Source organism: Streptomyces sp. NPDC041784 (genome assembly GCF_055591025.1).
The window spans coordinates 145693-170640 of the sequence record NZ_JBVJAB010000017.1; the positions used below are offsets into that span (position 1 = coordinate 145693).

The 24948-nt window shown below is 74.1% G+C and carries 16 protein-coding genes and 1 pseudogene; 12 read left to right on the forward strand and 5 right to left on the reverse strand.

Annotated elements, in window-relative coordinates; all coding sequences use genetic code 11:
- The first annotated feature begins 156 nt into the window (after positions 1–156).
- On the forward strand, positions 157–2943 hold the full coding sequence (locus tag ACZ6D7_RS31745) for a beta-L-arabinofuranosidase domain-containing protein (RefSeq protein WP_469498224.1): 2787 nt from the start codon (positions 157–159) through the stop codon (positions 2941–2943).
- Between the two features lie 30 nt (positions 2944–2973).
- Here ACZ6D7_RS31745 and ACZ6D7_RS31750 read toward each other — a convergent pair whose 3' ends face one another.
- On the reverse strand, positions 2974–3831 hold the full coding sequence (locus ACZ6D7_RS31750; RefSeq protein WP_469498227.1) for a LysR family substrate-binding domain-containing protein: 858 nt from the start codon (positions 3829–3831) through the stop codon (positions 2974–2976).
- Between the two features lie 58 nt (positions 3832–3889).
- Here ACZ6D7_RS31750 and ACZ6D7_RS31755 point away from each other — a divergent pair, with 58 nt between their 5' ends.
- Positions 3890–4282: a DUF5997 family protein gene (locus ACZ6D7_RS31755; protein WP_469498230.1), complete on the forward strand. Its 393-nt coding sequence runs from the start codon at positions 3890–3892 to the stop codon at positions 4280–4282.
- Positions 4283–4303: 21 nt separating this feature from the next.
- Here the strand turns inward: ACZ6D7_RS31755 and ACZ6D7_RS31760 are convergent, their stop codons facing one another.
- On the reverse strand, positions 4304–5203 hold the full coding sequence (locus tag ACZ6D7_RS31760) for an EamA family transporter (RefSeq protein WP_469498232.1): 900 nt from the start codon (positions 5201–5203) through the stop codon (positions 4304–4306).
- A 68-nt stretch (positions 5204–5271) separates the two neighbouring features.
- Between ACZ6D7_RS31760 and ACZ6D7_RS31765 the strand changes: the two genes are divergently transcribed.
- The 6 genes from ACZ6D7_RS31765 to ACZ6D7_RS31790 all read left to right on the forward strand — a co-directional run bounded on the left by ACZ6D7_RS31765 (position 5272) and on the right by ACZ6D7_RS31790 (position 13930).
- Positions 5272–6135 (forward strand): LysR family transcriptional regulator, encoded by an 864-nt coding sequence (locus ACZ6D7_RS31765; protein ID WP_469498235.1) that lies wholly within the window; start codon positions 5272–5274, stop codon positions 6133–6135.
- Between the two features lie 89 nt (positions 6136–6224).
- Positions 6225–6614: a cold-shock protein gene (locus ACZ6D7_RS31770; RefSeq protein ID WP_469498238.1), complete on the forward strand. Its 390-nt coding sequence runs from the start codon at positions 6225–6227 to the stop codon at positions 6612–6614.
- Between the two features lie 65 nt (positions 6615–6679).
- A complete protein-coding gene (locus ACZ6D7_RS31775; RefSeq protein WP_469498241.1) occupies positions 6680–7243 on the forward strand; it encodes an MBL fold metallo-hydrolase in 564 nt (187 codons plus the stop codon).
- Positions 7244–7358: 115 nt separating this feature from the next.
- Positions 7359–8213 carry a DUF4132 domain-containing protein gene (locus tag ACZ6D7_RS31780; RefSeq protein WP_469498244.1) on the forward strand — a complete coding sequence of 285 codons (855 nt, stop codon included), beginning with the start codon at positions 7359–7361 and terminating at the stop codon, positions 8211–8213.
- Positions 8210–13240 carry a hypothetical protein gene (locus ACZ6D7_RS31785; RefSeq protein ID WP_469498247.1) on the forward strand — a complete coding sequence of 1677 codons (5031 nt, stop codon included), beginning with the start codon at positions 8210–8212 and terminating at the stop codon, positions 13238–13240. The genes ACZ6D7_RS31780 and ACZ6D7_RS31785 overlap by 4 nt, the downstream gene beginning before the upstream one ends.
- A gap of 150 nt (positions 13241–13390) precedes the next feature.
- Complete coding sequence (locus tag ACZ6D7_RS31790) at positions 13391–13930, forward strand: DinB family protein (protein ID WP_469498249.1); 540 nt, start codon at positions 13391–13393, stop codon at positions 13928–13930.
- 67 nt (positions 13931–13997) lie between these two features.
- On the opposite strand, the gene ACZ6D7_RS31795 is transcribed toward ACZ6D7_RS31790, so the two are convergent.
- Both ACZ6D7_RS31795 and ACZ6D7_RS31800 read right to left on the reverse strand, forming a co-directional pair.
- The gene (locus tag ACZ6D7_RS31795; protein ID WP_469498251.1) at positions 13998–15446 is read right to left on the reverse strand and encodes an alpha-amylase; all 1449 of its coding nucleotides are present in this window, start codon (positions 15444–15446) and stop codon (positions 13998–14000) included.
- The gene (locus ACZ6D7_RS31800; RefSeq protein WP_469498254.1) at positions 15443–18154 is read right to left on the reverse strand and encodes an MGH1-like glycoside hydrolase domain-containing protein; all 2712 of its coding nucleotides are present in this window, start codon (positions 18152–18154) and stop codon (positions 15443–15445) included. The genes ACZ6D7_RS31795 and ACZ6D7_RS31800 overlap by 4 nt, the downstream gene beginning before the upstream one ends.
- A gap of 264 nt (positions 18155–18418) precedes the next feature.
- Here ACZ6D7_RS31800 and ACZ6D7_RS31805 point away from each other — a divergent pair, with 264 nt between their 5' ends.
- The 4 genes from ACZ6D7_RS31805 (at position 18419) to ACZ6D7_RS31820 (ending at position 24520) form a co-directional block, all read left to right on the forward strand.
- Positions 18419–19831 (forward strand): hypothetical protein, encoded by a 1413-nt coding sequence (locus ACZ6D7_RS31805; protein WP_469498258.1) that lies wholly within the window; start codon positions 18419–18421, stop codon positions 19829–19831.
- 99 nt (positions 19832–19930) lie between these two features.
- On the forward strand, positions 19931–21232 hold the full coding sequence (locus ACZ6D7_RS31810) for an AAA family ATPase (protein WP_469498260.1): 1302 nt from the start codon (positions 19931–19933) through the stop codon (positions 21230–21232).
- Positions 21233–21282: 50 nt separating this feature from the next.
- Positions 21283–22587, forward strand: coding sequence for a vWA domain-containing protein (locus ACZ6D7_RS31815; RefSeq protein ID WP_469498338.1), 1305 nt, complete (start codon positions 21283–21285; stop codon positions 22585–22587).
- An 88-nt stretch (positions 22588–22675) separates the two neighbouring features.
- Positions 22676–24520 (forward strand): glycoside hydrolase family 15 protein, encoded by a 1845-nt coding sequence (locus ACZ6D7_RS31820; protein ID WP_469498265.1) that lies wholly within the window; start codon positions 22676–22678, stop codon positions 24518–24520.
- A gap of 13 nt (positions 24521–24533) precedes the next feature.
- Here the strand turns inward: ACZ6D7_RS31820 and ACZ6D7_RS31825 are convergent.
- Positions 24534–24944: pseudogene (locus ACZ6D7_RS31825) on the reverse strand (thiamine pyrophosphate-dependent enzyme); the annotation flags it as partial.
- Positions 24945–24948: the final 4 nt, after the last annotated feature.

Below are 24948 nucleotides of genomic sequence, written 5' to 3' on the forward strand. Positions count from 1 at the left end.
CGCTCCCGCCAGGACCGTTGACGCCCTCCCGTCGCCCCTTTAACGTCTGGTCGACCATTCGCACATCGTTCGTAATATCGAACACTCTGTCACGGGCCGGCCGAACGCCCCTCGCGGGCCGAGGCGACCACCCCTTGTGGACCGGAGGAGCAGCACATGGCACCGCCCCTCAGCAGACGGACCCTTCTCCAGAGCGCGATCCTCGCCGCCGCCCTTCCCGGGGCCGGCGCGGCGGGGGCCCCGAGGGCCGCCGCGGCCACGCTCCCGCCGCCGGCCTCCTGGACGCTCCAGCCCTTCGCCCTGAAGGACGTCGTCCTCGGCGCCGGCGTCTTCGCCGCCAAGCGGCAGCTGATGCTCGACCACGCCCGCGGCTACGACGTGAACCGGCTCCTCCAGGTCTTCCGCGCCAACGCCGGCCTCTCCACCCTCGGCGCGGTCGCCCCGGGCGGCTGGGAGGGCCTGGACGGGGAGGCCAACGGCAATCTGCGCGGCCATTACACCGGCCACTTCCTGACCATGCTGTCCCAGGCGTACGCGAGCACCGGCGAGGCGGTCCACGCGGACCGCATCCGCACGATGGTCGGCGCGCTGACCGAGGTGCGCGAGGCACTGCGCCACGACCCGGCCGTGCTCAGCGTGCCGGGGAGGTTCGGTACGGCCGTGGAGCACGTCCGCGGCTCCCACCGGTACGTCGACCTGCCCGCCGGCGTCCTGGGCGGCGCCGCGCAGGCCACCCTCGCCGCCTGGGTGAAGCCCACCCACGACGGCAACTGGGCCCGGGTCTTCGACTTCGGCGACAACACCACCCGGTACCTGTACCTCGCCACGCGCAACGCGAGCGGCGTGCCCCGGTTCGCGATCACGACCGCAGGCCCGGGCGGCGAGCAGGGGCTCGACGGCACCGCCGCGCTGCCCCTGAACCAGTGGAGCCACCTCGCGGTGACCCTCGCGGGCGGCACCGGCACGCTGTACGTGAACGGCACGGCGGTGGCCCGCAACCCGTCCATGTCCCTCACCCCGGCCGCCCTGGGCACCCTCGCCAACAACTGGCTCGGCCGTTCCAACTACGCCTCGGACCCCGTCTTCGCGGGCGTGTTCGGCGGGTTCGACGTCTGGTCGCGCGCCCTGACGGCCGCCGAGATCACGGCGTTGCAGACCACTGCGGGCAGCGGCGACCTGGTCTCGTACGCCTGTGACGAGACGTCCGGCCCGACGCTCGCCGACGGCTCCGGGCGTGGGCTGACCGCCACCGTGCGCCGCACCTGGGGCGGCCCCAGCCACCCCGGGTTCCTCGCGGCCTACCCGGAGACGCAGTTCATCCACCTGGAGTCGATGACCGGCAGCGACTACACCCGGGTGTGGGCGCCGTACTACACGGCTCACAAGATCCTGCGGGGTCTGCTGGACGCCTACCTCGCCACCGACGACGCGCGTGCGCTCGACCTGGCGTCCGGGATGGGCGACTGGATGTACTCCCGGCTGTCGAAGCTGCCCGCCGCCACCCTCCAGCGGATGTGGGGGCTCTTCTCCAGCGGCGAGTTCGGGGGCATCGTCGAGGCGATCGTCGATCTGCACGCCCTGAGCGGCAAGGCCGAACACCTCGCGCTGGCCCGGCTGTTCGACCTCGACAGCCTCATCGACGCGTGCGCCGCGAACACCGATGTCCTCGACGGGCTCCACGCCAACCAGCACATCCCGATCTTCACGGGCTGCCTGCGGCTGTACGACGCGACCGGCGAGCAGCGCTACCTCACCGCCGCGCGGAACTTCTGGGACATGGTCGTACCGCACCGCATGTACGGCATCGGCGGCACCAGCACGGGCGAGTTCTGGAAGGCGCGGGACGTCATCGCGGGGACCGTCAGCGCGACCAACGCGGAGACGTGCTGCGCGTACAACATGCTGAAGCTGAGCCGGACGCTGTTCTTCCACGAGCAGGACCCGGCCTACATGGACTACTACGAGCGGACCCTGCTCAACCAGGTCCTCGGCTCCAAGCGGGACACCGCCGACGCGGAGAAGCCGCTCGTCACGTACTTCATCGGGCTCACCCCCGGCCATGTGCGCGACTACACGCCCAAGCAGGGCACCACCTGCTGCGAGGGCACCGGCATGGAGTCCGCCACCAAATACCAGGACTCGGTGTACTTCAAGGCCGCCGACGGCGGTTCGCTGTACGTCAACCTGTACAGCCCGTCCACGCTGACCTGGGCCGAGAAGGGGGTCACCGTCACCCAGAGCACCGACTTCCCGCGCGAGCAGGGCAGCACGCTCACGGTCCGGGGACGTACCGGCGCCTTCGCGCTGCGGCTGCGGGTGCCGGCCTGGGCGACGGCCGGGTTCCGGGTGACGGTCAACGGGCAGGCGGCCGGCGGGACGCCGGTGCCCGGGAGTTACCTCACGGTGTCGCGGACCTGGCGGGACGGGGACACCGTCCGGGTGGCGATGCCGTTCCGGCTGCGGGTCGAGAGGGCCCTCGACGACCCGTCGCTCCAGACCCTCTTCCTCGGCCCGGTCAACCTGGTCGCCCGCAACTCCGCCACCACGTACCTGGAGTTCGGGCTCTACCGCAACGCCGCGCTCTCCGGGGACCTGCTGCCCTCGCTCACCCCGGTCGCCGGGAAACCGCTCCACTTCACACTGAACGGCACCGAGTTCGCCCCCTTCTTCGAGGGCACCGAGGATCCGACGCACGCGTACGTGCGGCGCGCCGAGCCCCGGGTGGTGTTCGGAAACAGCGACTCGGGCGTGGCCAACCCCGTGAAGGCGGACGGGACGAGTCTGCTGGACGAGGTGTGGGCCCGGGCGCCGTTCGCCACCAAGGCGGCCCTGGTCGCCCGCGTGCGGACGGTGGTGGACGCCTGGGTGGCCGCCGGGCTGCTGAGCGCGGCCGACGGGGCGAAGGCGGTGTCCACCGCGAACGGGGCGACCTTCGTGCCGTGAGCCGTCCCGCCGCTACGACCGGCGGCGGGGCTACGACCGGCGGCGGGGCTTGCCGCCGCCGGTGCCGCGCCGGGCGCCGCCGCCCTTCGCGCCACCGCCCTTCGCGCCACCGCCTTTGGCTCCGCCGGCCTTGGCTCCGCCGGCCCGGCCGCGGGTGCCGCCGCCACCGGTGCCCGTGCCCTGTCTGCCGCCGCCCGTGCTCTTGCGCTGCGCCCCGCCCGCCTGCTGCCCACGGCGCTCGCCCTGCCGCTCCCGCTCCCCCGCCGGAGCCTGCCGGTCCCGGCCGCGCGTGCTGTTGACCGTGCGACCGCGGACGACACCGATGAAGTCCTCGACCTGGTCGGTGGTCGCCTCCTCCGGCCAGGACAGGGCGATGCCCGACTGGGGGGCGTCCACGACCGTGCGGTAGGTGAGGTCGCGGCGGTGGTGAAGGCGGGCCAGCGACTGCGGGACGACCAGGACACCGATGTTCGCCGCGACGAGTTCGATCGCGTCCGCCGTGGTCGCCGGACGTTCGAAGGCGGGCTCGCCGGGCGGCTCCTCCCAGCCGATGACGTCGTCGAGGGGGTGCAGGACCACCTCGTCGGCGAGGTCGTCCAGGGTGATCTCCTCGGCCGCGGTGATCACATGGTCCTTGGGGACCACGACGACCGTCGTCTCGGTGTACAGGGGGATCGCGCTGAACACCGTACGGTCGACCGGGAGGCGGACGAAGGCCGCGTCGGCCGAGCCGTCGCGCAAGACGTCGGAGGCCTCGGCCGGGGTCACCTGGAGAAGGGTGAGCGGGATGTCGGGCCGGCGCTCCTGCCAGATCCGCACCCACTTGGCGGGCGTCACTCCGGGGACGTACGCGAGCCGGAACGAGAGGGAATCCGCCGAGTCGGTCATCCCGCCAGGTTACCGGCTGTGGTCGGAGGTCTCGTCGGCGGCCGATACCCTGGACCGTATGAAGTCGCAGCAGACCACCCAGACGATGAAGCCCGCCACCGCGGCGAAGAAGCTGGGTGTGTACCTCCCCGCCACGCCCGCCGAGTTCCAGGAGGGCGTGGTCTCGCGCGCCGAGCTGAACGAGCTCCAGGCGAACCCGCCCGAGTGGCTGCGGGCCCTGCGCGAGACCGGTCCGCACCCCCGTCCGGTGGTCGCGGCCAAGCTGGGCGTGTCCATCGCGGGCCTGGCCCGGGGCGGGGTGACGGAGGCGCTGACCACCGAGCAGATCGACGCGCTGAAGGACGCGAAGCCGGAGTGGCTGGAGAAGGAGCGCGCCACCCAGGCCGAGGTCCGCAAGGAGGCGGCCCGCCTCAAGAAGCGCGACGCCGAGCGCGCGGCCGACGAGGACTGACCCCGTACTCGGCATCCTCGCTCAGCGGCGCGGCGCGAGGATGCTGAGCGCGTTCGCGCAGACGACGGCCCCGATCGCCGTCCAGTCGACGAGCCCGAGCCCCTGGCCGAGGCCGATCCAGCCGACCAGCGCCGCGAGCACCGGGTTCACGCTCATGAACAGGCCGAAGGCGGCCGGCGGCATGGTGCGCAGCGTGACCAGGTCCGCGAGGTAGGGCACGGCGGAGGACAGCACACCGGCGGCGACGGCACAGCCGACGCCCGCCGCGGTGGGCGGCTCCCGGAGCACCAGGACCACCCCGACCGGCAGGAACGCCAGGGCCGAGACCGCCGCGGCCGCCGCCGAGCCCTGCACGCCGGGCAGCCTGCGGCCGACGGTCCGGTTGAGCAGGATGTACGACGCCCAGCACACCGCCGCCAGCAGGCCGAGGCCCATCCCCAGGTAGTCGGTGGAGGGCTGGGGGCGCATCAGCGTGACCGCGCCCGCCGCGGCGATCACCGCGCAGCAGGCGTCGATCCGGCGGCGCGCGGCCGCCAGGGCGATGGTCAGCGGGCCGAGGAACTCCAGGGTGACGGCGAGCCCGAGGCCGATGCGGTCGATGGCGGTGTAGAGGGACAGGTTCATCGTCCCGAACACCAGGGCCAGCAGCAGGACCGGTCCCCACTGCCGGCGGGTGAAGGAGCGCAGCCGGGGGCGGCCGACGGCCAGCAGGACGAGCGCGGCCACGTACTGGCGTACCGCGACGACCCCCGTGGGACCGAGGACGGGGAAGGCCAGGGAGCCGATCGCGGCGCCGGTCTGGTTGGACAGACCGCTGCCGACCATGACGGCGATGCCGACGGCGGGCCGGCGCGACCCCTCGGGCTCCGGTGCGGGAGCCACCGAGGGAGCGGTGGTCGAGGGGGAGGGAGCGGCAGGCATATCGGGATGGTCCCCCGGCCCCGGCATTGCGCAAAATGCATGCGTCGCGAGATCTATACGCTGGAGTCATGGATGCTCCGGGTGTGGAACTGCGCCAGTTGCGGTGTCTGGTCGCGATCATCGACGAGGGCGGTTTCACCGACGCCGCCGCCGTGCTCGGCGTCTCCCAGGCGGCCGTCTCCCGCACCCTGGCGTCGCTCGAACGGGCCCTGGGCGTACGGCTGTTGCGGCGCACCTCGCGGGTGGTGACGCCGACCGCGACCGGCCTGCGCGTCGCGGCGCACGCGCGGCGGGTGCTCGGTGAGGTGGACGCGCTGGTGAGCGAGGCCGCCTCGGGACACACCCGGCTGCGGATCGGATACGCCTGGTCGGCGCTCGGGCGGCACACCCTCGCCTTCCAGCGCCGGTGGGCGGCCGAGCACCCGGGGACCGGGCTCCAGCTCGTGCGGGTGAACTCCGCCAGCGCGGGGCTGGCCGAGGGCGCCTGTGACATGGCGGTGGTGCGCAGGCCGCCGTCGGACCGGCGGTTCGACGCGGCGATCGTGGGGCTGGAGCGGCGGCTGTGCGCGCTGGCCTCCGACGATCCGCTGGCCCGGCGCCGCTCGGTGCGGCTCGCGGACCTCGGCGGACGCACGCTCCTGATCGACCGCAGGACCGGGACGACCACCCTCGATCTGTGGCCGCCGGAGGCGCGGCCCGCCACGGAGGAGACGCACGACGTCGACGACTGGCTCACCGTGATCGCCACCGGCCGCAGCGTCGGCATGACCGCCGAGGCGACCGCCGACCAGTACCCGCGGCCCGGTGTCGTCTACCGGCCGGTGCGGGACGCCGAGCCCGTCGCCGTCCGTCTGATCTGGTGGCGCGACGACCCGCACCCGGCCGCCCAGGCCGTGCTGGAGCTGCTCACGGAGCTGTACCGGGCGCCGTGACCACCCGGGAGTCGCCCGCGGCCGTCCGGTTTGACTACGATCTGAGCAGGTTCACCGACGTGGGTGTTTCGAGGTTGCTGGGGGTTGGGATGGTTGCTGGTCGTGTGGTGCGCTTCGACAGCCAGCGTGGTTACGGGTTCATCGCGCCCGACGACGGCGGGGAGGATGTCTTCCTGCACGTCAACGACATGCTGATGCCCGAGTCGCAGGTGCGGCGGGGCATCGTGGTGGAGTTCGAGATCGAGGACGGCGAGCGGGGCCCGAAGGCGTCCGGCGTGCGGCTCGCGCGCGGGGCGGACGGCAAGCCGCTGGCCGCCGACGACGACGTGCTGTGCGATGTGCTCAGCACGGAGGAGTTCACCCGGGACGTCACGGAGGCGCTGCTGACGGCGGCGCCCTCGCTCACCGGCGAGCAGATCGTGCAGGTCCGCAGCGGACTGGCGCAGTTCGCCAAGAACCACGGCTGGGTCGAGGGCTGACCCGCTTCCCTCACGGCCGCGCGTTCCCTCTGGGCAGGGCCGCGCGCGGCCGTTAGGGTGCCCGGATGGCAGCGATCTTCCGCACTCTGACCACGGGCTACGTCGGCGCGCGCACCGCGAGCACGGTGAGTCTCGTCCGCGACGGTGACACGGTTCTGGTGGTGGATCCCGGCATGGTCGCCGACCGGTCGCTGATCCTCGACCCGCTGGCCGCCGAGGGCGTGGCACCGCACCGGGTGACCGACGTGGTGTTCAGCCACCACCACCCGGACCACACCCTCAACGCCGCGTTGTTCCCGACGGCCCGGTTCCACGACCACTGGGCGATCTACCAGGACGACGTGTGGACCGACCGGCCCGCCGACGGCTTCGCCCTGTCGCCGTCGATCCGTCTGGCGGCCACGCCCGGACACACGCCCGAGGACATCAGCACCCTTGTCGACACGGCCGATGGACTGGTCGTGTTCACCCACCTGTGGTGGCACGCGGAGGGCCCGGCGGAGGACCCGTACGCCACGGACCCGGACGCGCTGCACGACTCCCGCGCCAAGATCCTGGCCCTGTCCCCCGCGCTGATCGTCCCCGGCCACGGCATCCCCTTCGCACCGGACGCGGGCACGCCGGCCTAGGCGGGCCGCCCTGGGCCGGCCTCCCGGATCCCGTATCCGGTGGCCTGATCTCCCGTTGTCAGTGGCCTGATCTACAGTTCCCGTCACTTGATCACTGCGGGTGCGGGAGGCACACATGGGGTGGGTGTCGGCCGGCGACTACGAGGTCGCCCTCGACGACGGCAAGGTGGTGTGCCGCAACGCGGCCGGGCGGATGTTGAAGTCCGTCCCGCCCAAGATCGCCGACGATCCCGCGGTGGTGGGGCTGCGTCAGCTCACCGAGTGGCTGGAGCGGCACGAGCGGCAGTGCCTGACCGACGTGGAGCGGTGGATGGTGCGCTCGCTGCCGGTGCCGTTCGCCGTCGTCGTGCGGGTGTGGGCCGACCCGGCGTGGCAGGCCGCCCTGCGCGACCTCGTCGTCACCGGGGCCGACGGCGAGGTGGCCGGATTCCTGCGGGACGCCGACCCCGAGCGCGGCCTCGGGCTGGTCGACCTCGACGGCGACAGCGTGCGCATCACCCCGGACCTCGTCCGGCTGCCGCACCCGGTGCTCCTCGCCGACCTGGAGGAGCTGCGCGAGTTCGCCGTCGAACTCGGCGTGACACAGCGCGCCCAGCAGCTCTTCCGCGAGGTGTGGCACCGGCCCGCCACGCTCGACGCGGAGGGCACCTCCGTCGAGGAGTACGCGGGCGGGCGCTTCAAGGAGCAGCGGTTCCTGCACGGCCGGGTGAGCCAGCTCGGCTACCGCGTGCGCGGCGGCAACGCCGTCTGCTCCGTCCTGGAGGACGACCGCACCGTCGAGGCCCGTGTCTGGGTCGGCGACTACGAGGGCTACGAGGAGTCCGAGACCGGCCCGCTGGTCTTCACCGACGCCGCAGGCCGGGTGCTGAGGCTCGGTCAGGTCGGGCCGGTGGCCTGGTCGGAGGGCATGCGCATGGCCGCGGCGCTCTACGCGGGACGCGACATCGAGGACGAGGAGCGGGCGGCATGACGGCGTACGACGACACCACGGCCGGCGTGCTCCTCGACGCGGGCGCGATCCTGCCGACGGGCGGCACGGCCCGCGAGGACGCGGACACGCTCACCGTCCGCACGTACACGCACCCGGCGCTGGGCGACCGGGCGGTGGTCCGGCTGGTGCCGGGCACCCTCGGCGAGGCGGAGGACCTGGCGCTGGACTTCCTCGGCCTGGCCCGGGACCCGGATGCCCCCGAGGTCGGCCAGGTCCGCCGGGAGGCGCTCGGCTTCCCGGCCTGGGCGCTGGTCAACGACCCGGCGAACGGCCATCACGCGCTGGCGCTGGTCAGGGACATCGAGCGGCTGGCACGACAGGCCAAGTCCCGTCCCGGTACGGCCAAGGAGGGCTTCGAGGAGCTGGGCACCCGGCTCGGCCGGGCGGTGCCGCACTTCCTGCCCACCTTCTACGAGCAGGCCGCCCGGGTCTTCCTCCAGCACGAGAACACGACGTACGCCGCCGCGTTCTTCGGCAAGGCCCGCGACGCCGAGCGGGTGCACGCGCTGACGGTGGACGAGGAGCGGCAGCGGGCGGTGTTCCTGGAGTTCGCGTTCGCCGGGGCGCTGACGGTGAAGGCGCTCAGGGAGCACGTCAAGGCGCTCGCGGAGCGTCTCGACCCGGCCGAGGCGTGGGCGCAGTTCCGGCAGCTGACGGTGGAGCGCTGCGCGGCCGGCATGCCTCCGTACGCCTCGCTGCCGCAGGACGCGCGCGGGCTGATCAAGGCGGCCGGGCTCGGCCGGGTCACCGAGGAGTGCGGGCTGGTCGCGGACCTGCTCGCCTCACCGGCGGCGGTCCGGGCCCCGGCGTCCTTCTGGAACGCCTACCGGGCGACGCTCGCCGTCCTCGCCGAGCGGCGGCCGCAGGTGCGCCGACGGCTGCTGGAGATCATGCCGGCCGGACTGGGCCGCAGCGTCGAGGACGACGAGTTCTGGCTGGGGCTGCTGGCGGAGTGCGGCGCGGACCTGCTGCTCACGGGCGAGGCCGGAGCGGCGGCGGACGAGGTCGACGCCGCGGACTGGCTGGGCCGGTGGGCGCTGCACCGCAAGCACGGCGGCAATGTGTGCGGCCGTTCCCCGGCCACCCTCGCGCTGGTGGGGCGGATGGCGCCCCGGCTGCGCGCGCTGGGCCGGCCCGTCGACCTCACCACGGGCCGCTGGGGCGCCGGTGCGGACCTCGACCTGCTCGACCTGTGCGTGGCGGAGGGCGTACCGCTGACCCTCCCGGACGAGGGCACGGTGGTGTTCCTGGGCCTGGACCGCTGGCTGCGCGAGACCCGGCCGGGCCGCCGCGACCTGACGGCGACGGCGGCGGACCCGCGGTCCCGGCGCCTGCTGTACGGCGAGATCGGCACCCAGGGCGGTCAGCGGCCGAAGGACGAGGTGCTTCAGGCCCTGGCCGCCCACCCGGTCATCGCCGACGTGCTGCGCGAGTGGCTGGAGGACGCGGCCGGGGAGCTGACCGCCGCGGTCGGGCTGCCCGCCGCGCGCGCCGCGCTGGAGCGGATGCGCTCCTTCCGTGTGGTGGCCGCCCAGGTCGCCCCGGCCGCCGTGGCCCGGGTCGCCGCGCACGAGCCGGCGCCGCTCCTCGGGCGGACCCTGCGGGCGGGCGTCCTGGACGAGCTGGGCTGGCCCGCCCTCGACGAGGCGCTGCGCCGGATCGAGGCCGAGACCAAACCCCAGCGCGACCACGACAACACGCTGAACGTCACCGAGGCCTGGCCCGCGCTGATCGTCGCCCGCGGGCACAAGGCGTTCGTCGTCGGCCCCGAGGGGATCCTGCTGGACCACGAGCTGCGGCTGCCCGTGGAGCTGGACCGCTGGCAGCGCCCGTCGTTCCGCTACTCGGACGGCCAGCTGCTGGTGATGTGGCGGCAGAACGGCAAGCAGTTCGGCTACTGGACCGGCCGTCCGGCCGATGTGTTCCCGCTCGGCGGCGAGCAGATCCCCCAGTACTGGTACGGCAGCGGCGACGCGGGCGATCCGTCGATCCCGCTGCCCGGCGGCGGCCGTGCCACCGGCGGACGGACCCTGCACGCGGGCGACACCGTGCTGCCGGGCCGCCGCCCGGTCCTCGGCGACGGCACCACGTACTGGCGCGAGGGCCGGCAGGGCCGGCAGCAGGTGTGGCTGGAGTACGACCCGGCGACCGGTGCCCAGGGGCGGGTCTCGCTGCCCGCGTTCCTGCGGACCGGCGCCCGTGAGGGCGCGCAGCTGCTCCAGCCGCACTGCGAGGTGCTGCCGCTCCAGCCCGGCCTGGAGCACAGCCCGTTCGGCACGGACGGCACGGTCCTCGGCCGCTGGGTGCGCACCGAGGGCGAGGGCGAGGGCGCCCGCACGGTCACCGGAACGCCGGACGGCCGGACCGTCACCCGGCCGTCGGGCGGCGGCCGTGCCCCGGGCGTTCCGCTGGGCGCGCTGCGGCTGCCCGGCGGCGCCGAGCCCGTGGTGGTCCGCCAGCACCGGCAGATCGCCCTGTACGCGGGGGACGACACGTCGGCCGCCGGAGAGCTGGGCCGGGTGACGCCGATGGAGCGCGGGAGCGAGTTCGCCGCCGGTACGCCGTTCGTGCCGCCGGTCGCCTTCTGGCACGCGCTGCGGCCGCGCGACGAGCGGGCGTCGGCCGTGCTGCGCGCGCTGACCGACGAGCGGGCGGCCGAGCTGGTGCGCGCCGGGGCCGAGGCCCTGGCGGAACGGCAGGCGCGGATCGTCGCGACCGGGGGTGCGGGGGCCACGGCCGGGGGCAAGCCGGTCGTGCCGACCGCCGACGAGGTGCTCCGGGGGCTGGTGGCCCGGGAGCTGCCCGGACTGGGCGACCCGCGGCTCGTCACCGGGGTGACCACGCTGCTGCGCGCGGTGCTGCGGCTCGCCGAGTCGACGGCCTCGTTCGTGGCGCCGCCCGCCGAGCGTCCGACGACGGAACGCCGGCCCGTCGACGGCGTGTTCGCCCTGTTCAAGCCCGAGTACGGCGACGACCAGACGGTGCGCGAGGCCACCACCGGGCTCGTCGGCCACCACCAGGGCTGGTACGGCGGCTACCAGCGCTGGAGCGTGCTCCAGCAGATCCGCGCCGTCAACCACGTGCTGTCGGGGCGGTCGGCCGACGGCAGGCCGCTGGAGCGGCGGGCCCGTGACACCGGCGCCGAAGAGGGCTGGCGCACCGAGGAGTTCAGGGTCCCGGGCATCGTCTCGGTCTGGCCGGCCCTGCTGGACGTGCTGCGGCCGCTGGCCTATCGCGCCGCGTCGCCGACGGTCACCGAGACGCACCGCGAGGCGCTGCTCCTGCTGTGCGAGGCGATCGCGGACGGGCCGCTGGCGGCGCCCGGGGGCGCGCTGCGGGAGGTCGTGCTGAGCGAGCCGTTCGACAAGAGCGGGAAGCCGGAGCGGGCGGGCCAGGTGCTGCGCCGGGAGGGCCGTACGGTCGTCGTGCTGGGCTGCCAGAGGGTCGACGGGGAACACGGCCGGGTGCACTGGCTCGCCCTGGACCACGATCCGGCCGGCGCCTTCGGCGCGGTCGCCCACTTCGCCCTGGAGCGGGAGACGGCCCACCCGGCGGTGTTCCCCGCCGACGCGCTGACCGCCGTCGTCCGGCTCGTCCGGGACAAGGGCGCGGCGCCCTGGCGGCCGGAGGCGCCGGACGCCCTCGCCGCCGCGACGGGCGGCGCTCTGGGGCCCGTGCAGGCGGCCCTGCTGCTGGCCGCACGGCCGGCCCAGCTGACCGCCGAGGTGAGCGCGGCGACGGGGCTGAAGCCGCGTCAGAAGGAGGTGGGCGACGGCCTGCTGTCCTCGGTCGGGTCGGCGGACTCGGCGGCGCTCGTCGGCGCGCTGCTGCCCTCGGACCCCGGCGACCTGTGGACGGCCGGTCCGGACGTCGACGCGGCCGGCCGGGTGTGGGCCGAGCGGCTCGGCGGGGTCGTCCGGCTGCCCGAGGACCTCGTCGGCGAGCTGTCCCTCGGCGGTCTGCCCACCGGCTCCGTCGAGGAGGTCCTCAACCCGGGGCGCACCGCCTGGATCAGCCGCACCACGGTCCAGCGGCCCGACAAGGACGGCAACCTGGTCGCGGACGACCCGCGGGCGCTGCCCGGCCGCTACGACCTCACCCGTGCCGCGGCCACCCTGGCCGGGCTCGCCTACTCCCTGCCGTACGGCCACCCGCTGCGCGCCCCGCTGCCGGAGACCCTCGCCGCGCTGCGCCGCCGTGTCGCGGACCCGGGGCTCCTGATCGACCTGGACCTCGCGTGGACGGAGCGGGGTTCGTCGTCCGCGGTCGAGCTGCGCAAGGCGTACGGCCTGCCCGCCACCGGTGGTGCGGACGCGCACGGCCTGACGCGCGTCGGCGAGGCGTTGGTGCTGCGCCCCTGGCACGGGAACCAGGAGGCCGTCCTGGTCCGCACGGGCGCGCTCGACGGCCCCGACGACCCGGTGTTCGGGCTGATGGAGGGGCTCGTCGGCCCGGCCCGGGGGCAGGGGATGAAGGCGCTGCGGACCATCCTCGGCGACGAGCTGGCCCGCGCGCTGGCGGCCGGTATCGGCCCCGAGGCCCCCGCCGGGTACGCGCAGGACCCGACCGTCAGCGTGCCCGCGCTGGTCGCCGAGGTCGCCGGGAAGCACGGCCTGGGCGAGGACGCGGCGGCGCTCTATCTGATGCTGCTCGCCCTGCCCGACCCCACGGACCGCAACTGCGCCCGCTGGACCGGCTGGAAGCCCGCCCGGACGAAGAAGGCCCGCGCCGAACTCGCGGCGACCGCGCTGGTCGTTCAGGCCAAGCGGCCGCGTGCCGGGCGCACCCTCTTCCTGCCGTGCGGCTGGCTGGACCTGAAGTCGCCCGCGCTGCCGGTGGAGCTGTGGAAGCGGGATCTGTATCCGGTCCTCGGCACCTCACGGGCCGTCCCGCTGGTGCCGGTGCCCGAGCTGTTCACCCGCGCGTGGGACCGCGTCCGCGGGGGCGACGCCCCGGCCTACGAGGAGCTCACCACCCACGCGACCCGCAGGGGCCGCCGCCGATGACGGCCGTCCTGGCGTCCCGCCCGAGGAGCGGGACGCCAGGACGCGCAACGCGTCCCTTTCGAAACCCGTCCCCTTTAGGTCAGGATCTGACCTCGATCGCTTCTAACGTGGGTCTCGACCTCGGAACGGCACTCACGGAAGAAGAGGACCATGAGCGACTCCACCCCCCTCGGCCAGACCGTCACCGGCGAGCGCGCCGACCTGCTGGCGGCGCTGGCCAAGCACCGGCACTTCCTTCGTTTCACCACCCGCGACCTCACCGACGAGCAGGTGGGGCAGCGGACCACGGCCAGCGAGCTGTGTCTGGGCGGCCTGATCAAGCACGTGACCGGGACGGAACGCGGCTGGGCCGACTTCATCGTGAACGGCCCGTCGGCCCTGGGCGACTTCGACGCCATGACCGAGGCCGACTTCGCCGCGCGGGCCGACGAGTTCCGGATGCTGCCCGGCGAGACGCTGGCGGGAGTGCTGAAGGAGTACGGCGAGGTGGCCGCGCGGACGGACGAGCTGGTCGCCACGCTGCCCAGCCTGGACGCCGACCACCCGCTGCCGACGGCGCCGTGGTTCGAGCCGGGCGCACGGTGGTCGGCCCGCCGGGTCCTGCTGCACATCATCGCCGAGACCGCCCAGCACGCCGGTCACGCCGACATCATCCGGGAGTCCCTGGACGGGGCCAAGAGCATGGGCTGAGCGGTCTCCCTTCGGCCGGCCCCCCGCCCCACCGCCCGGCCCCCGGTGAGCCAACCGGCCGCCCGCGTCAGCCGACCCGGAGGACATGCGTGTCCCAGGCGTCCAGGGCCACGAACAGGCCCGGGTCGGTGAGTTCGTCGCCCTCGCGGTCGTAGGTCCGGTCCGTGAGCAGGTCGGTCAGGCGGTGCCGGCGGCCCCGGAGGTCGTCCCAGGGCAGGGGCAGCCGGGCCTGGGCCGGACGGCCGGAGTGGTTGACGACCACGACGTGGCGGGCGTCGGGGTCCGTCCAGGTCCAGGCGAGCAGGTCGCGGTGGGAGTCGTTGTCCGGCCAGCCCCTCGGGGTCAGCTGCCGCCACGCGCCACGGCGTACGGCGGCGGCGGCCGGCAACAGGCGGTCGTGGAAGGCGCGCAGGGGTTCGTCGGGGGCTTCGTCGGGCCGGCGGGAGAGGAAGACCGGCAGGCGCACCCGGCGGCCCTCGAACTGGCCCTCGTGCCAGAGGGTCGCCCCGGGCAGGGTGGCCACCGTCACGGCGGCGGCGCGTTCCCGAGCGCCCGGCAGGGCCGTGGCGGCGCGCGGTTCGTCGTGGTTCTCCAGGAAGCGGACGAGGCCGCGCTGGTGGCCGAGGTCCGCGTCGAGATGGGCGCGGACGGATCCCGCGTCCTCGTGGACGAGCCGGTCGTAGAGCCGCTTGTCGTAGCAGTGGTCGAAACCCTGCTGCCGGAGGGCCTGTTCGAGGTCCCAGTACGCCTCCGCGACGAACAGGAGGCCGGGGTGGCAGGCGCGGACGCGCGGCAGGACGTACGGCCAGAAGTCCTCGGCGGGGGCCGGGCCCGCCCGGTCGCCCCAGGTCTTCGCGAAGACGTCGTTCATCATCAGCATGGCCATGTCGCAGCGCACGCCGTCCGCCTGGTCGCCGACGGAGACCAGGGTGTCCACGGTCGCCTCGCGCAGGGCCGTGCTGAAGGCGTTCAGCTGGACCACGTCGGGCCAGGGCGGGAAGTAGGGGTCGCGGCCCCGGGCGAAGACCTGTCCGCCGCTGTCCAGGAAGGCGTCCGGGGCGACGGCCAGGTCCTGTGCCGTGCCCCGGATCAGACGGTCGGGGTGGGCGGTGAGCCAGGGGTGGTCCGGGGCCACGTGATTGGGGACGTGGTCGAGGATCAGCCGCAGGCCGCGGGCGGCCAGTCGGGCGCGGGCGGCCGCAAGACCGTCCGGGCCCCCGAGCGCCGCGTCGACGACGTAGTTCCGTACGCAGTACGGGGATCCGGCGATGTCCGTCTCGGTCAGGTCGGGCAGCGCCGCGCGGAACGCGGCGAGGAGGCCCTCGTCGCGCAGGGCGATCCGCAGTCCGTCCGGGCTGCGCTCCCAGACGCCCATCAGCCAGACGGTGTCGACGCCGGGCCGCGCCACCTCGTCCCAGACCTCGCCGGGCACCTCGCCCAGGGTGACCCGGCGCCCGTAGCGCACGCTCAGCTCCCGCAGCCAGACAAGGGTGTTGATCTCAAGGACGACCGTCATGACAGGGGCTCCTCACGGTCGCTCCCGGGTTCGAGGGACTCCCGGCCGCCGCGCTGCCAGTCGTCGGCGCCCAGGGAGTGGAACAGGGTCGTGGTCACCGCCACCAGTCCCGTCCAGCCGGTCTGGTGGGAGGCGCCGAGGCCCGCGCCGCTGTCGCCGTGGAAGTACTCGTAGAACAGGATCAGGTCCTTCCAGTGCGGGTCCTCGGCGAACTTCCGCCGTGCGCCGTGCACCGGGCGGTGGCCGTCGGCGTCGGGCAGGAAGGTCGCGGTGAGCCGGTCGGAGATCTCGCGGGCGACCTCGTAGAGGTTCATCCGCCGGCCGGAACCGGTCGGGCACTCCACGGTGAACTCGGGGCCGTGGTAGCCGTGCAGGTTGAGCAGGGCACGGATCAGCAGGATGTTGATCGGGAACCAGACCGGGCCGCGCCAGTTGGAGTTGCCGCCGAACATGCCCGAGTCGGACTCCGCGGGCAGATAGCCGACCCCGTACGTCTCGCCGCGCACCTCGAAGGTGTACGGGTGGTCCGCGTGGTGGCGGGAGAGGGACCGGATGCCGTGCGGGCCGAGGAACTCGTCCTCGTCGAGCATGCGGGCCAGGACGCGGCGCAGCCGGTCCTCGCCGAACAGGGCGAAGAGATAGCGGCCGTCGGCGTCGGGGCCGGCGGTCACGTGCTGTGACACGAACGCCTCGACGGCCGGATGCCGTTCGATGAACTCCTTCGCTCCTCGCACGAGTTCGGGGAAGCTGCGGTCCGCCCGGCCGCCGATCACGCTCGTCGCCGCCAGCGGAATCAAGCCGACGAGGGAGCGCACCTTGAGAGGCGTCGCCTTGCCGTCGGGCAGCCGCAGCACGTCGTAGAAGAAGCCGTCCTCCTCGTCCCACAGGCTGGCGTTGTCCCGGCCGATGCGGTTCATGGCGACGGCGATCCACGCGAAGTGCTCGAACAGCATCTGCGCCTGCTCGACGTAGACCGGGTTGTCGACGGCGAGTTCGATGGCGATGTCGAGGAGGTTCTGGCAGTACAGCGCCATCCAGGCGGTGCCGTCGGCCTGGTCGAGGTGGCCGCCGGTGGGCAGCGGGGCGCTGCGGTCGAAGACACCGATGTTGTCCAGGCCGAGGAAGCCGCCCTGGAAGACGTTGTTGCCGTCGACGTCCTTGCGGTTGAGCCACCAGGTGAAGTTCTTCGACAGCTTCTGGAAGGCGTTCTCCAGGAACGCCCGGTCGCCGCGCCCGGTGCGGTGCTTCTCCAGCTCGTACACGAAGAGGACGGCCCAGGCGTGCACGGGCGGGTTGACGTCCCCGAAGTTCCATTCGTACGCGGGGATCTGGCCGTTGGGATGCAGAGAGCGGCGGCGCAGCAGCAGCTCCAGCTGGCCCTTGGCGAAACCGATGTCGACCATGGCGAGGGCGACGGTGTGGAAGGCGAGGTCCCAGGCCGCGAACCACGGGTACTCCCAGGTGTCCGGCATCGACATGATCTCGTCGTTGACCAGGTGGTACCAGGCGCTGTTGCGGACCCGGGGGTCGGCGGCGAGCGGGTCGACGCCGTGCTCGGTGAGCCAGCGCTCGACGTCGAGGCCGTAGTACTGCTTGCTCCACAGCATCCCGGCCAGCGCCTGCCGGACCAGCCGGCGCTCCCGTTCGCCCATGCCGTCGGGGGTGAGGCCGGCGTAGAAGGCGTCCGCCTCGGCCCGGCGCGTGTCCATGACGGCGGTGAAGTCCCGCCAGGGGTCCGCGAGTTCGGTGTCGGTGAGGCGCAGGCGGACCGTGGCGCTCCGGCCGCCGGGGATCGTCAGGACGTGGTGGACGGCCGCCTTGGTGCCGGTGCGCGCCGGGTTGACGGCGGCCCTCTCGCCGTGGACGACGTACCGGTCGATGCCGTCCTTGACGTACGGGGTGGCGTCGGCGCTGCCGAAGACGCGCTCGTTGTTCGTCTCGTTGTCGGTGAACAGGGGCTCGCCCCGGTGGTGGAGCCAGCGCGGGCCGAGTTCCTCGTGGTCGGCGCGGATCGCCCCGTCGGCCGCGCTGAGCGCGGGGACCGCCGTGCCGCCCGCCCAGGACCAGGTGTGCCGGAACCACAGGGTCGGCAGCAGATGCAGGGTGGCCTCGTCGGGGCCGCGGTTGTGCGCGGTGATCTCGACCAGCAGGTCCTCCGGAGCGGCCTTCGCGTACTCGACGACGACGTCGAAGTAGCGGTCCTCGTCGAAGACGCCGGTGTCGAGCAACTCGTACTCGGGGTCGTGGCGGCCCCGGGCCCGGTTGGTGTCGACGAGGTCGGCGTAGGGGAACGCGGCCTGCGGGTACTTGTAGAGGTACTTCATGTACGAGTGGGTGGGCGTGTTGTCGAGGTGGAAGTAGTACTCCTTGACGTCCTCGCCGTGGTTGCCCTCGCTGTTGGTCAGCCCGAACATCCGTTCCTTGAGGATCGGGTCGCGGCCGTTCCAGAAGGCCGGGGCGAAGCACAGCCGCTGCTTGTCGTCGCTGACGCCGGCGATGCCGTCCTCGCCCCAGCGGTAGGCGCGGGAGCGGGCCTGGTCGTGGGTGAAGTACGACCAGGCGTCGCCGTCGGCGCTGTAGTCCTCCCGGACGGTCCCCCACTGCCGCTCGCTCAGGTACGGCCCCCAGCGCCGCCAGGGCGCCACGCCTCCGTCGGCCTCCGCCAGCCGCCGCCGCTCGGCGTCCGGCGTGCCCTCGCCGTTCGTCATCACCCGTCCTCCTCGCCACCGGCCCGGTCTCCACAGTCGGGGGTCCGGGGGTGGGCCGCAATGACACGGAGGAGCCGGGTCGGAGCGCCCGGCGCGGGGGCCGCGCGCCCCGCTCCGGCCCGTCCGGGGCCAAGTCCCCGGGCCGCGCGGCACCTTGTGGTCGGAAAAGGCGTGGCGGTGCGGCGGGCAGGCCGTTACGATCACCGCGATGACCATTCACTCTGTTGCCAGATTGGGGGACCCGTCCGCGCAAGGTGAGTGCTGATGCTCACTCAGACCGCGAACGAGGATTCCCGACTTTCCCTCTGGCTGCGCGTGCGCGAGTTCGCCGTGCCGGCCTCCATGATCGAGACCGCGACCGCCCGTCGCCTCACCGGTGACTGGGCCGGGGCCTGTGCCGCCGCGGCCGTCGATGTCGATCTCCAGTTGCGTTCCGTGGCGCGCCGCCATGGCCGGGAGCTGGCGGACCGGATCCGGTCCGATCTCCGCCATCTCGCTCCCGACCTGCTGCGCTGGCACCTGCCGAGGATCGCTCCCGACGGGCTGCTGCGCCCGGGCCTGACCATTCCGCTCGCCCGGTACGACCCGACCGGGGCCGAGGGCGGACGGCCCGTGCGGCTCGTGGTGCGCACCCCGCCGGCCTGGGCGGACGCCGGTCAGCGCATCAGCCTCGCGCTGTGGGACGGGCCCCGCTCCGAGGGCGGCGGCCTTCATCCGCATCCGCGCCCCAGCCGGCGTTTCCGTCTCGACCTGCACCGTCATCTGTGGGACGCGCGCAGGGCGGGCGAGCTGCGGGTACGGGCGGGGGCGGACCGGCCTCCCGAAGCGGCGGCGGAAGCGGAAGCGCTGGGGCCGGCGGTGACCGGCGAGCGGCGGTGTGCCGTGGACCGGTGGGCGGCCGAGGCGCGGCTGTTGCTGCGGGCCGACGGGGCCGTCGAGCCGTCCGGCTCCCCTCGCACCCGTACGGTCGTCGTACGGCTCGGAGGGCGACGGCGGGTGGCTCTGGACCTGCGCACGGACGATCCGCGTCCGGTCATCGGACCGGTACCCGGCGGTGGCGCCGCCTCCGGGCTGCCGATGCTGCCCGACGCGGCGACCTGGGTGCTGCCCGACCTGGAGCTGCTGCGCGCCGGGCTGATCGGGGCCGACCGGCTGCATCCGCTGGTCGCCGCCGCGCTGGCGCCGGATCACGCGCCGCCGTCCGACGCCGGTCCCGCCGGGCCCCCGGGCCGGCCGGGGCAACCGCGTGTCGTCGAGTGCCGGGGCGCCCGGCACCGGATCGGCCTGGTCGACGGGGTGCTGGCCCCGCTGGACCACGATCCGGTCGAGATCCGGCGGGAGGAGTTGCTGGCCGCGCTGACCGGCACGCCCCTGCCCTGTCTGCGGATCATCGACGAGGCACACCGCCGTCCGGACTGCCTGCCCGATGTCCGCGAACGTCTCCGGCACGGCGATGTCGCCGGTGCGCTGGCCGTCGTCGAGGGGCTGCTGGGTCAGGACGCCGTCCTGCGCGGCGGCGCCCTGCGCGACGCCCTGGAGACGGCCGCGCGGGGGCGGATCGTGTACGGCCTGTTCCGGGCGGGCCTGACCGTGCCGGGGCCCGCCCCGCTCCGCTTCGACGACCGCAGCCCCGCCCGTGCCGGGCGCTCACGCCCCCGCCACGCGGCCGTTCACTGACCGCTCACCGACCCGACCCTCGTACGGCGCTCACCCACCTCCCCTCGGGGCCTTCGGCACCTCGGCCTGCCCCCGTCACGAACCCAAAGGTGATCAAACATGCCCATATGCACCCCGCTCGCTCCCACCGGCTCTCTCCCCGCCCCGCCCCTCGCGTCCCCCGCATCCTCCGCGTCTCCCGCATCCCCCGCGTCCCAACTCGACGTCGCCGGCGACCTGCTGGCCCTGTTGCGCGACTCGACCACCGAACCGCGCCCCGACGTCCAGCTGGAGGCGCTGACCCTGGCCGTCGCCGCCGATCTGCCGGTGCTCCTGTGGGGCGAGCCGGGGATCGGCAAGACCGCCGCCCTCACCCAGCTCGCGACGGCCCTGGACCTGCCGCTGACCACGGTGATCGCCAGCGTGCACGAGCCGTCCGACTTCTCGGGCCTGCCGGTCCTCGGCGACGATCCCGCGGAGCAGGGCGTTCCGATGGCCCCGCCGGACTGGGCCGTGCGACTGGTCCGGGCCGGCCGGGGGCTGCTGTTCCTGGACGAGTTGTCCACCGCGCCGCCCGCCGTGCAGGCCGCGCTGCTCCGCCTGGTGCTGGAGCGGCGGATCGGCGCCCTCCGGCTGCCGCCCGGCGTACGGATCGTGGCCGCCGCCAATCCGCGGTCCTCGGCGGCCGACGGCTGGGAGCTGAGCCCGCCGCTGGCCAACCGGTTCGTGCATCTCCAGTGGACCCACGACCACGAGGTCGTCGTACGCGGACTCGGCGGTACCTGGCCCCGGGCGACGCTGCCCCGGCTCGACCCGGACAGGCTCGCGGCGGCCGTGGACTTCGCGCGCCGCGCGGTGTGCGGACTGCTCGCCGCCCGGCCGACGCTCGTGCACCGGCTGCCCAGCGCCGAGACCCGCCGGGGCGGGCCCTGGCCGTCGCCCCGCAGCTGGGACATGACGCTGTGTCTGATCGCCTTCGCGACGGCGGCCGGTTCGTCCCGGGAGGTGCTGTCGATGCTGGTGCGGGGCACCGTGGGGGACGGTCCGGGGCTCGAGCTGCTGGCGAGCGTGGACCGGATGGACCTCCCGGACCCCGAGGCGGTGCTCGCCGACCCGGCGGGTGCCGAGCTGCCCGAGCGCGGGGATCTGCGCCAGGCCGTCCTCGACGGGGTGGTGGCGGCGGTCCGGGGGCGTCCGGACAAGGCGCGCTGGGACGCGGCCTGGGCGGTGCTGGTGCGGGCGCTGGAGACCGGCGCCCCGGACCTGGTGGTCGTCCCCGCGACCACGCTCGCCTCGCTGCGCCAGGAGGAGTGGGACGTCCCGGAGTCGATCGAGCGGCTCGCCGGGGTGGTGTCGCTGTCCCGGCGGGCGGACCACGCGGCGGCCCGGTCGGCGGCGGTCGGTGCGAAGGCCGGCCGATGACGACGGACGAGCCGAGGGCGACGTCGACGGACGAGCCGACGGACGAACCGATGGCGACGGCAACGGCGACGGCGACGGCGACGGCGACGGCGCAGCTCACGGCGGCCGAAGGGCCGAGGTCGGGGCTGGACCTCGACAAGCTCTTCGCCGCCCGCCTCCACGCCGCCCGGGCCCGCCCCTACCTGGCGACGGCGCTGTTCGCCCTGCACACCGTGGAGTCACGGCACGTGCCGACGATGGCCGTCGACCGGCACTGGCGGTGCTATGTCTCGCCCGGGTTCGTGGACCGGACGCCGGTGGAGGAACTGGCCGGGGTGTGGGTTCACGAGGTGTCCCACCTGCTGCGCGACCACCACGGGCGCAGCGACCGGGTCGCGCGCGAGCGCGGGCTGACCGGGCCGGCGGAACGGCTGCGGATGAACATCGCCGCGGACTGCGAGATCAACGACGACGTGTTCGGCGACGGGCTGCTCGAACCGGAGGGCGCCGTCCAGCCGGGCTTCCTGAACCTGGTTCCGGGCAAGCTCATGGAGGACTACCTGCGTGAGTTCCGGCTGGGGCGGCACACGGAGAGCCTGGCGTGGCTGGACTGCGGCAGCGGCGCCGACGGGCTGGAACGGGAGTGGGACCTGGGCCGGGACGGCGCGCACGGCCTGAGCGCGCAGGAGCGCGACGCGGTGCGGTTCCGGGTGGCGCAGGGCATCAAGGCCCGGCCGGGAAGCACTCCGGAGGCGTGGCGGCGGTGGGCGGAGGAGGCGTTCCATCCGCCGCAGCCGTGGCGGGAGCTGCTGGGCGCGGCGGTGCGCTCGGCGGCCTCCGGGCCCGGCGCGGGCGAGGACTACACGTACGGCCGTCCGTCGCGGCGCTCGGCGTCCGTGCCCGGTGCGGTCCTGCCGAGCCTGCGGCGCAGGCCGCCGCGGGTCTGCGTGGTCATCGACACGTCCGGGTCGGTGAGCGACGCCGAGCTGGGCAGCGCGCTCCTGGAGGTCGCGGCGATCTCCCGGGCCGTGGGCGGCCGACGGGACCTGGTCAGCGTGGTGCCGTGCGACGCGGCGGCCCGGGTGGTGCACCCGCTGTGCAGTGCCGGGGGCATCCCGCTGGTGGGCGGCGGGGGCACGGATCTGCGTACGGGGTTCGCCAAGGCGCTGCGGTCCCGGCCGGCGCCCGACGTGGTCGTGGCCCTGACCGACGGCCAGACGCCGTGGCCGAGCGCACCGCCGCCGTGCCGGACGGTGGTGGGACTGTTCCCCCGGGGCTCGGCCTCCTGGGACGAGGACGACCCGGACTACGAGCCGACGGATCCGCCCGCCTGGGCCCGGGTGGTGGAGATCGGCTCGGCTCCCGGCGGGCGGTGAGAGCGCTCGCCCCGTTCCCGAGGCTTTTCGCGCCGATCCCGCCTACGCTGGAGGCCTCGCCGGTGCGGAGCGGGCCAGGGAGGCTGCGATGACGGACGCGTCGAACGACCCCCGCGCACACCGGGACGGTGGCTATCTCCCGGTCGCCGACCACGGGCTGATCGGCGATCTGCGCAGTGTGGCCCTGGTGGGGACGGACGGCACGATCGACTGGTACTGCTGCCCCGCCTTCGACTCCCCGAGCGTCTTCGGCGCGATCCTGGACGCCGAGCGCGGCGGTTCCTTCGCGCTGGCGGCGGCGGTCCCGGCGCGGACCAAGCAGTTCTACTTCCCCGACACGAACGTCCTGATCACCCGGTTCTTCACGGAGGACGGGGTCGGCGAGGTGCAGGACTTCATGCCGCTGGGCGGCGGGGACGGCCGTACCGGCGAGGTGGAGCGGCACCGGCTGATCCGGCGGGTGCTGTGCGTACGCGGCACGGTCCCGTTCCGTACCCGGGTGGCCCCGCGGTTCAACTACGGCGCCCGCCCGCACACCCTGCGCACGGAGGGCGACCTGGCGGTCTTCGCGTCCGACGGGCTGTCCCTGGCGCTGACCGCCACCGTGCCCCTGGAGACCGACGGGGTGGACGTGCACGCGGACTTCAAGCTCGCCGAGGGCGAGTCCGCGGTGTTCGCACTCGACCAGGTCGGCGGTGAGGTGGCGCCGCGCCGGTGCGCGCGCACCGAGGCGGAGGAGCAGTTCGCCGCGACGGTGGCGTACTGGCGGCACTGGCTGTCCGCGTCCCGGTACCGGGGCCGCTGGCGGGAGATGGTGCACCGCTCGGCCCTCACCCTGAAGCTGCTCACCTACGCGCCCACCGGGGCGATCGTCGCCGCGCCGACCACCAGCCTGCCCGAGCGGCTGGGCGGCGAGCGCAACTGGGACTACCGCTACGTCTGGGTCCGCGACGCCGCGTTCTGCGTCTACGCGCTGCTGCGGCTGGGCTTCACCGGCGAGGCCGAGGCGTTCATGGAGTTCGTGACCCGGCACATCAGTCCGGGCGACGGCAAGCCCTCCGGCCCGTTGCAGATCATGTACGGCATCGACGGGCGCACGGATCTGGCGGAGAGTGAACTCACCCATCTGGAAGGGCACCGGGGTTCCGCGCCGGTGCGGGTCGGCAACGCCGCCGCGGACCAGCTCCAGCTCGACATCTACGGTGCGCTGGTCGACTCCATCTACCTGTACGACAAGTGGGCCAAGCCGGTGTCCAGCGACCAGTGGGACGATGTGTGCGCCCTGGTCGACTGGGTCTGCGACCACTGGGACCAGCCGGACGAGGGTGTCTGGGAGACCCGGGGCGGCCGCAAGAACTTCCTGTACTCGCGGCTGATGTGCTGGGTGGCGCTCGAGCGGGCCGTGCGGATGGCGACCCGGCGGGGCCTGCCCGCCGATCTGCCCCGCTGGCGGGGGGTGCGCGACACGATCTACCGGCGTATCCACAGCCGGGGCTGGTCGCAGACCCGCAAGGCGTTCGTGCAGCACGAGGACGGGGACGTGCTGGACGCGGCGGTGCTGATGATGCCGCTGGCCAAGTTCATCGCCCCGACCGACCCCAAGTGGCTGTCCACACTGGACGCGCTCACCCATGACCTGGTGTCGGACTCCCTCGTCTACCGCTACGACCCGCGGTCCAGCCCCGACGGGCTGCACGGTGACGAGGGCACGTTCTCCATCTGCTCCTTCTGGTACGTCGAGGCCCTGGTGCACGCCGGCCGGCTGGACGAGGCCCGGCTGGCCTTCGAGAAGATGCTGACGTACGCCAACCATCTCGGCCTGTACGCCGAGGAGATCAGCCACACCGGTGAGCAACAGGGCAACTTCCCGCAGGCGTTCACGCATCTGTCGCTGATCAGCGCGGCGTTCAACCTGGACCGGGCGCTGGGCTGACCCGCCCGGCCGCTCAGTGTCCCCGGAACGCCTCCTCCAGCCACCACGCCCCTCGGTCGGCCACCACCTTGGCGTCGAGGAGCAGGGGCGCCGAGCGGGGCCCGGCGAGCCAGTCCTCGACGGCCCGCAGGTCCGCCCGGGTGCGCACGGTGACCGCCTCGAAGCCGTACCCGCGGGCCACGGCGGCGATGTCCGTCGCCGGGAACCGGACCGTGTCGAGGGGATGCCCGTGCGGCCCGAAGTGGTGCACCTCGGCGCCGTAGGCGTCGTCGTTGTGGACGACGACCAGCATCGGCAGCCCGAGCCTGCGTACGGTGTCGAGTTCGGCGGCGCCCATCAGCGCGCCGCCGTCGCCGAGCACGGCCACCGGGAGCCGGTCCGGGCGGGCCAGGGCCGCGCCGATCGCGGTCGCGAGCCCGAGGCCGTTC

Bases quoted from the DNA above. Each gene is read 5' to 3' on its own strand.
- ACZ6D7_RS31770 (WP_469498238.1), top strand. From the start codon at position 6,225: ATGGTTGCTGGTCGTGTGGTGCGCTTCGACAGCCAGCGTGGTTACGGG.
- ACZ6D7_RS31775 (WP_469498241.1), top strand. From the start codon at position 6,680: ATGGCAGCGATCTTCCGCACTCTGACCACGGGCTACGTCGGCGCGCGC.
- ACZ6D7_RS31760 (WP_469498232.1), bottom strand. From the start codon at position 5,203: ATGCCTGCCGCTCCCTCCCCCTCGACCACCGCTCCCTCGGTGGCTCCC.
- ACZ6D7_RS31785 (WP_469498247.1), top strand. From the start codon at position 8,210: ATGACGGCGTACGACGACACCACGGCCGGCGTGCTCCTCGACGCGGGC.
- ACZ6D7_RS31790 (WP_469498249.1), top strand. From the start codon at position 13,391: ATGAGCGACTCCACCCCCCTCGGCCAGACCGTCACCGGCGAGCGCGCC.
- ACZ6D7_RS31750 (WP_469498227.1), bottom strand. From the start codon at position 3,831: ATGACCGACTCGGCGGATTCCCTCTCGTTCCGGCTCGCGTACGTCCCC.
- ACZ6D7_RS31820 (WP_469498265.1), top strand. From the start codon at position 22,676: ATGACGGACGCGTCGAACGACCCCCGCGCACACCGGGACGGTGGCTAT.
- ACZ6D7_RS31800 (WP_469498254.1), bottom strand. From the start codon at position 18,154: ATGACGAACGGCGAGGGCACGCCGGACGCCGAGCGGCGGCGGCTGGCG.
- ACZ6D7_RS31795 (WP_469498251.1), bottom strand. From the start codon at position 15,446: ATGACGGTCGTCCTTGAGATCAACACCCTTGTCTGGCTGCGGGAGCTG.
- ACZ6D7_RS31805 (WP_469498258.1), top strand. From the start codon at position 18,419: ATGCTCACTCAGACCGCGAACGAGGATTCCCGACTTTCCCTCTGGCTG.
- ACZ6D7_RS31745 (WP_469498224.1), top strand. From the start codon at position 157: ATGGCACCGCCCCTCAGCAGACGGACCCTTCTCCAGAGCGCGATCCTC.
- ACZ6D7_RS31815 (WP_469498338.1), top strand. From the start codon at position 21,283: ATGGCGACGGCAACGGCGACGGCGACGGCGACGGCGACGGCGCAGCTC.
- ACZ6D7_RS31755 (WP_469498230.1), top strand. From the start codon at position 3,890: ATGAAGTCGCAGCAGACCACCCAGACGATGAAGCCCGCCACCGCGGCG.
- ACZ6D7_RS31780 (WP_469498244.1), top strand. From the start codon at position 7,359: ATGGGGTGGGTGTCGGCCGGCGACTACGAGGTCGCCCTCGACGACGGC.
- ACZ6D7_RS31765 (WP_469498235.1), top strand. From the start codon at position 5,272: ATGGATGCTCCGGGTGTGGAACTGCGCCAGTTGCGGTGTCTGGTCGCG.
- ACZ6D7_RS31810 (WP_469498260.1), top strand. From the start codon at position 19,931: ATGCCCATATGCACCCCGCTCGCTCCCACCGGCTCTCTCCCCGCCCCG.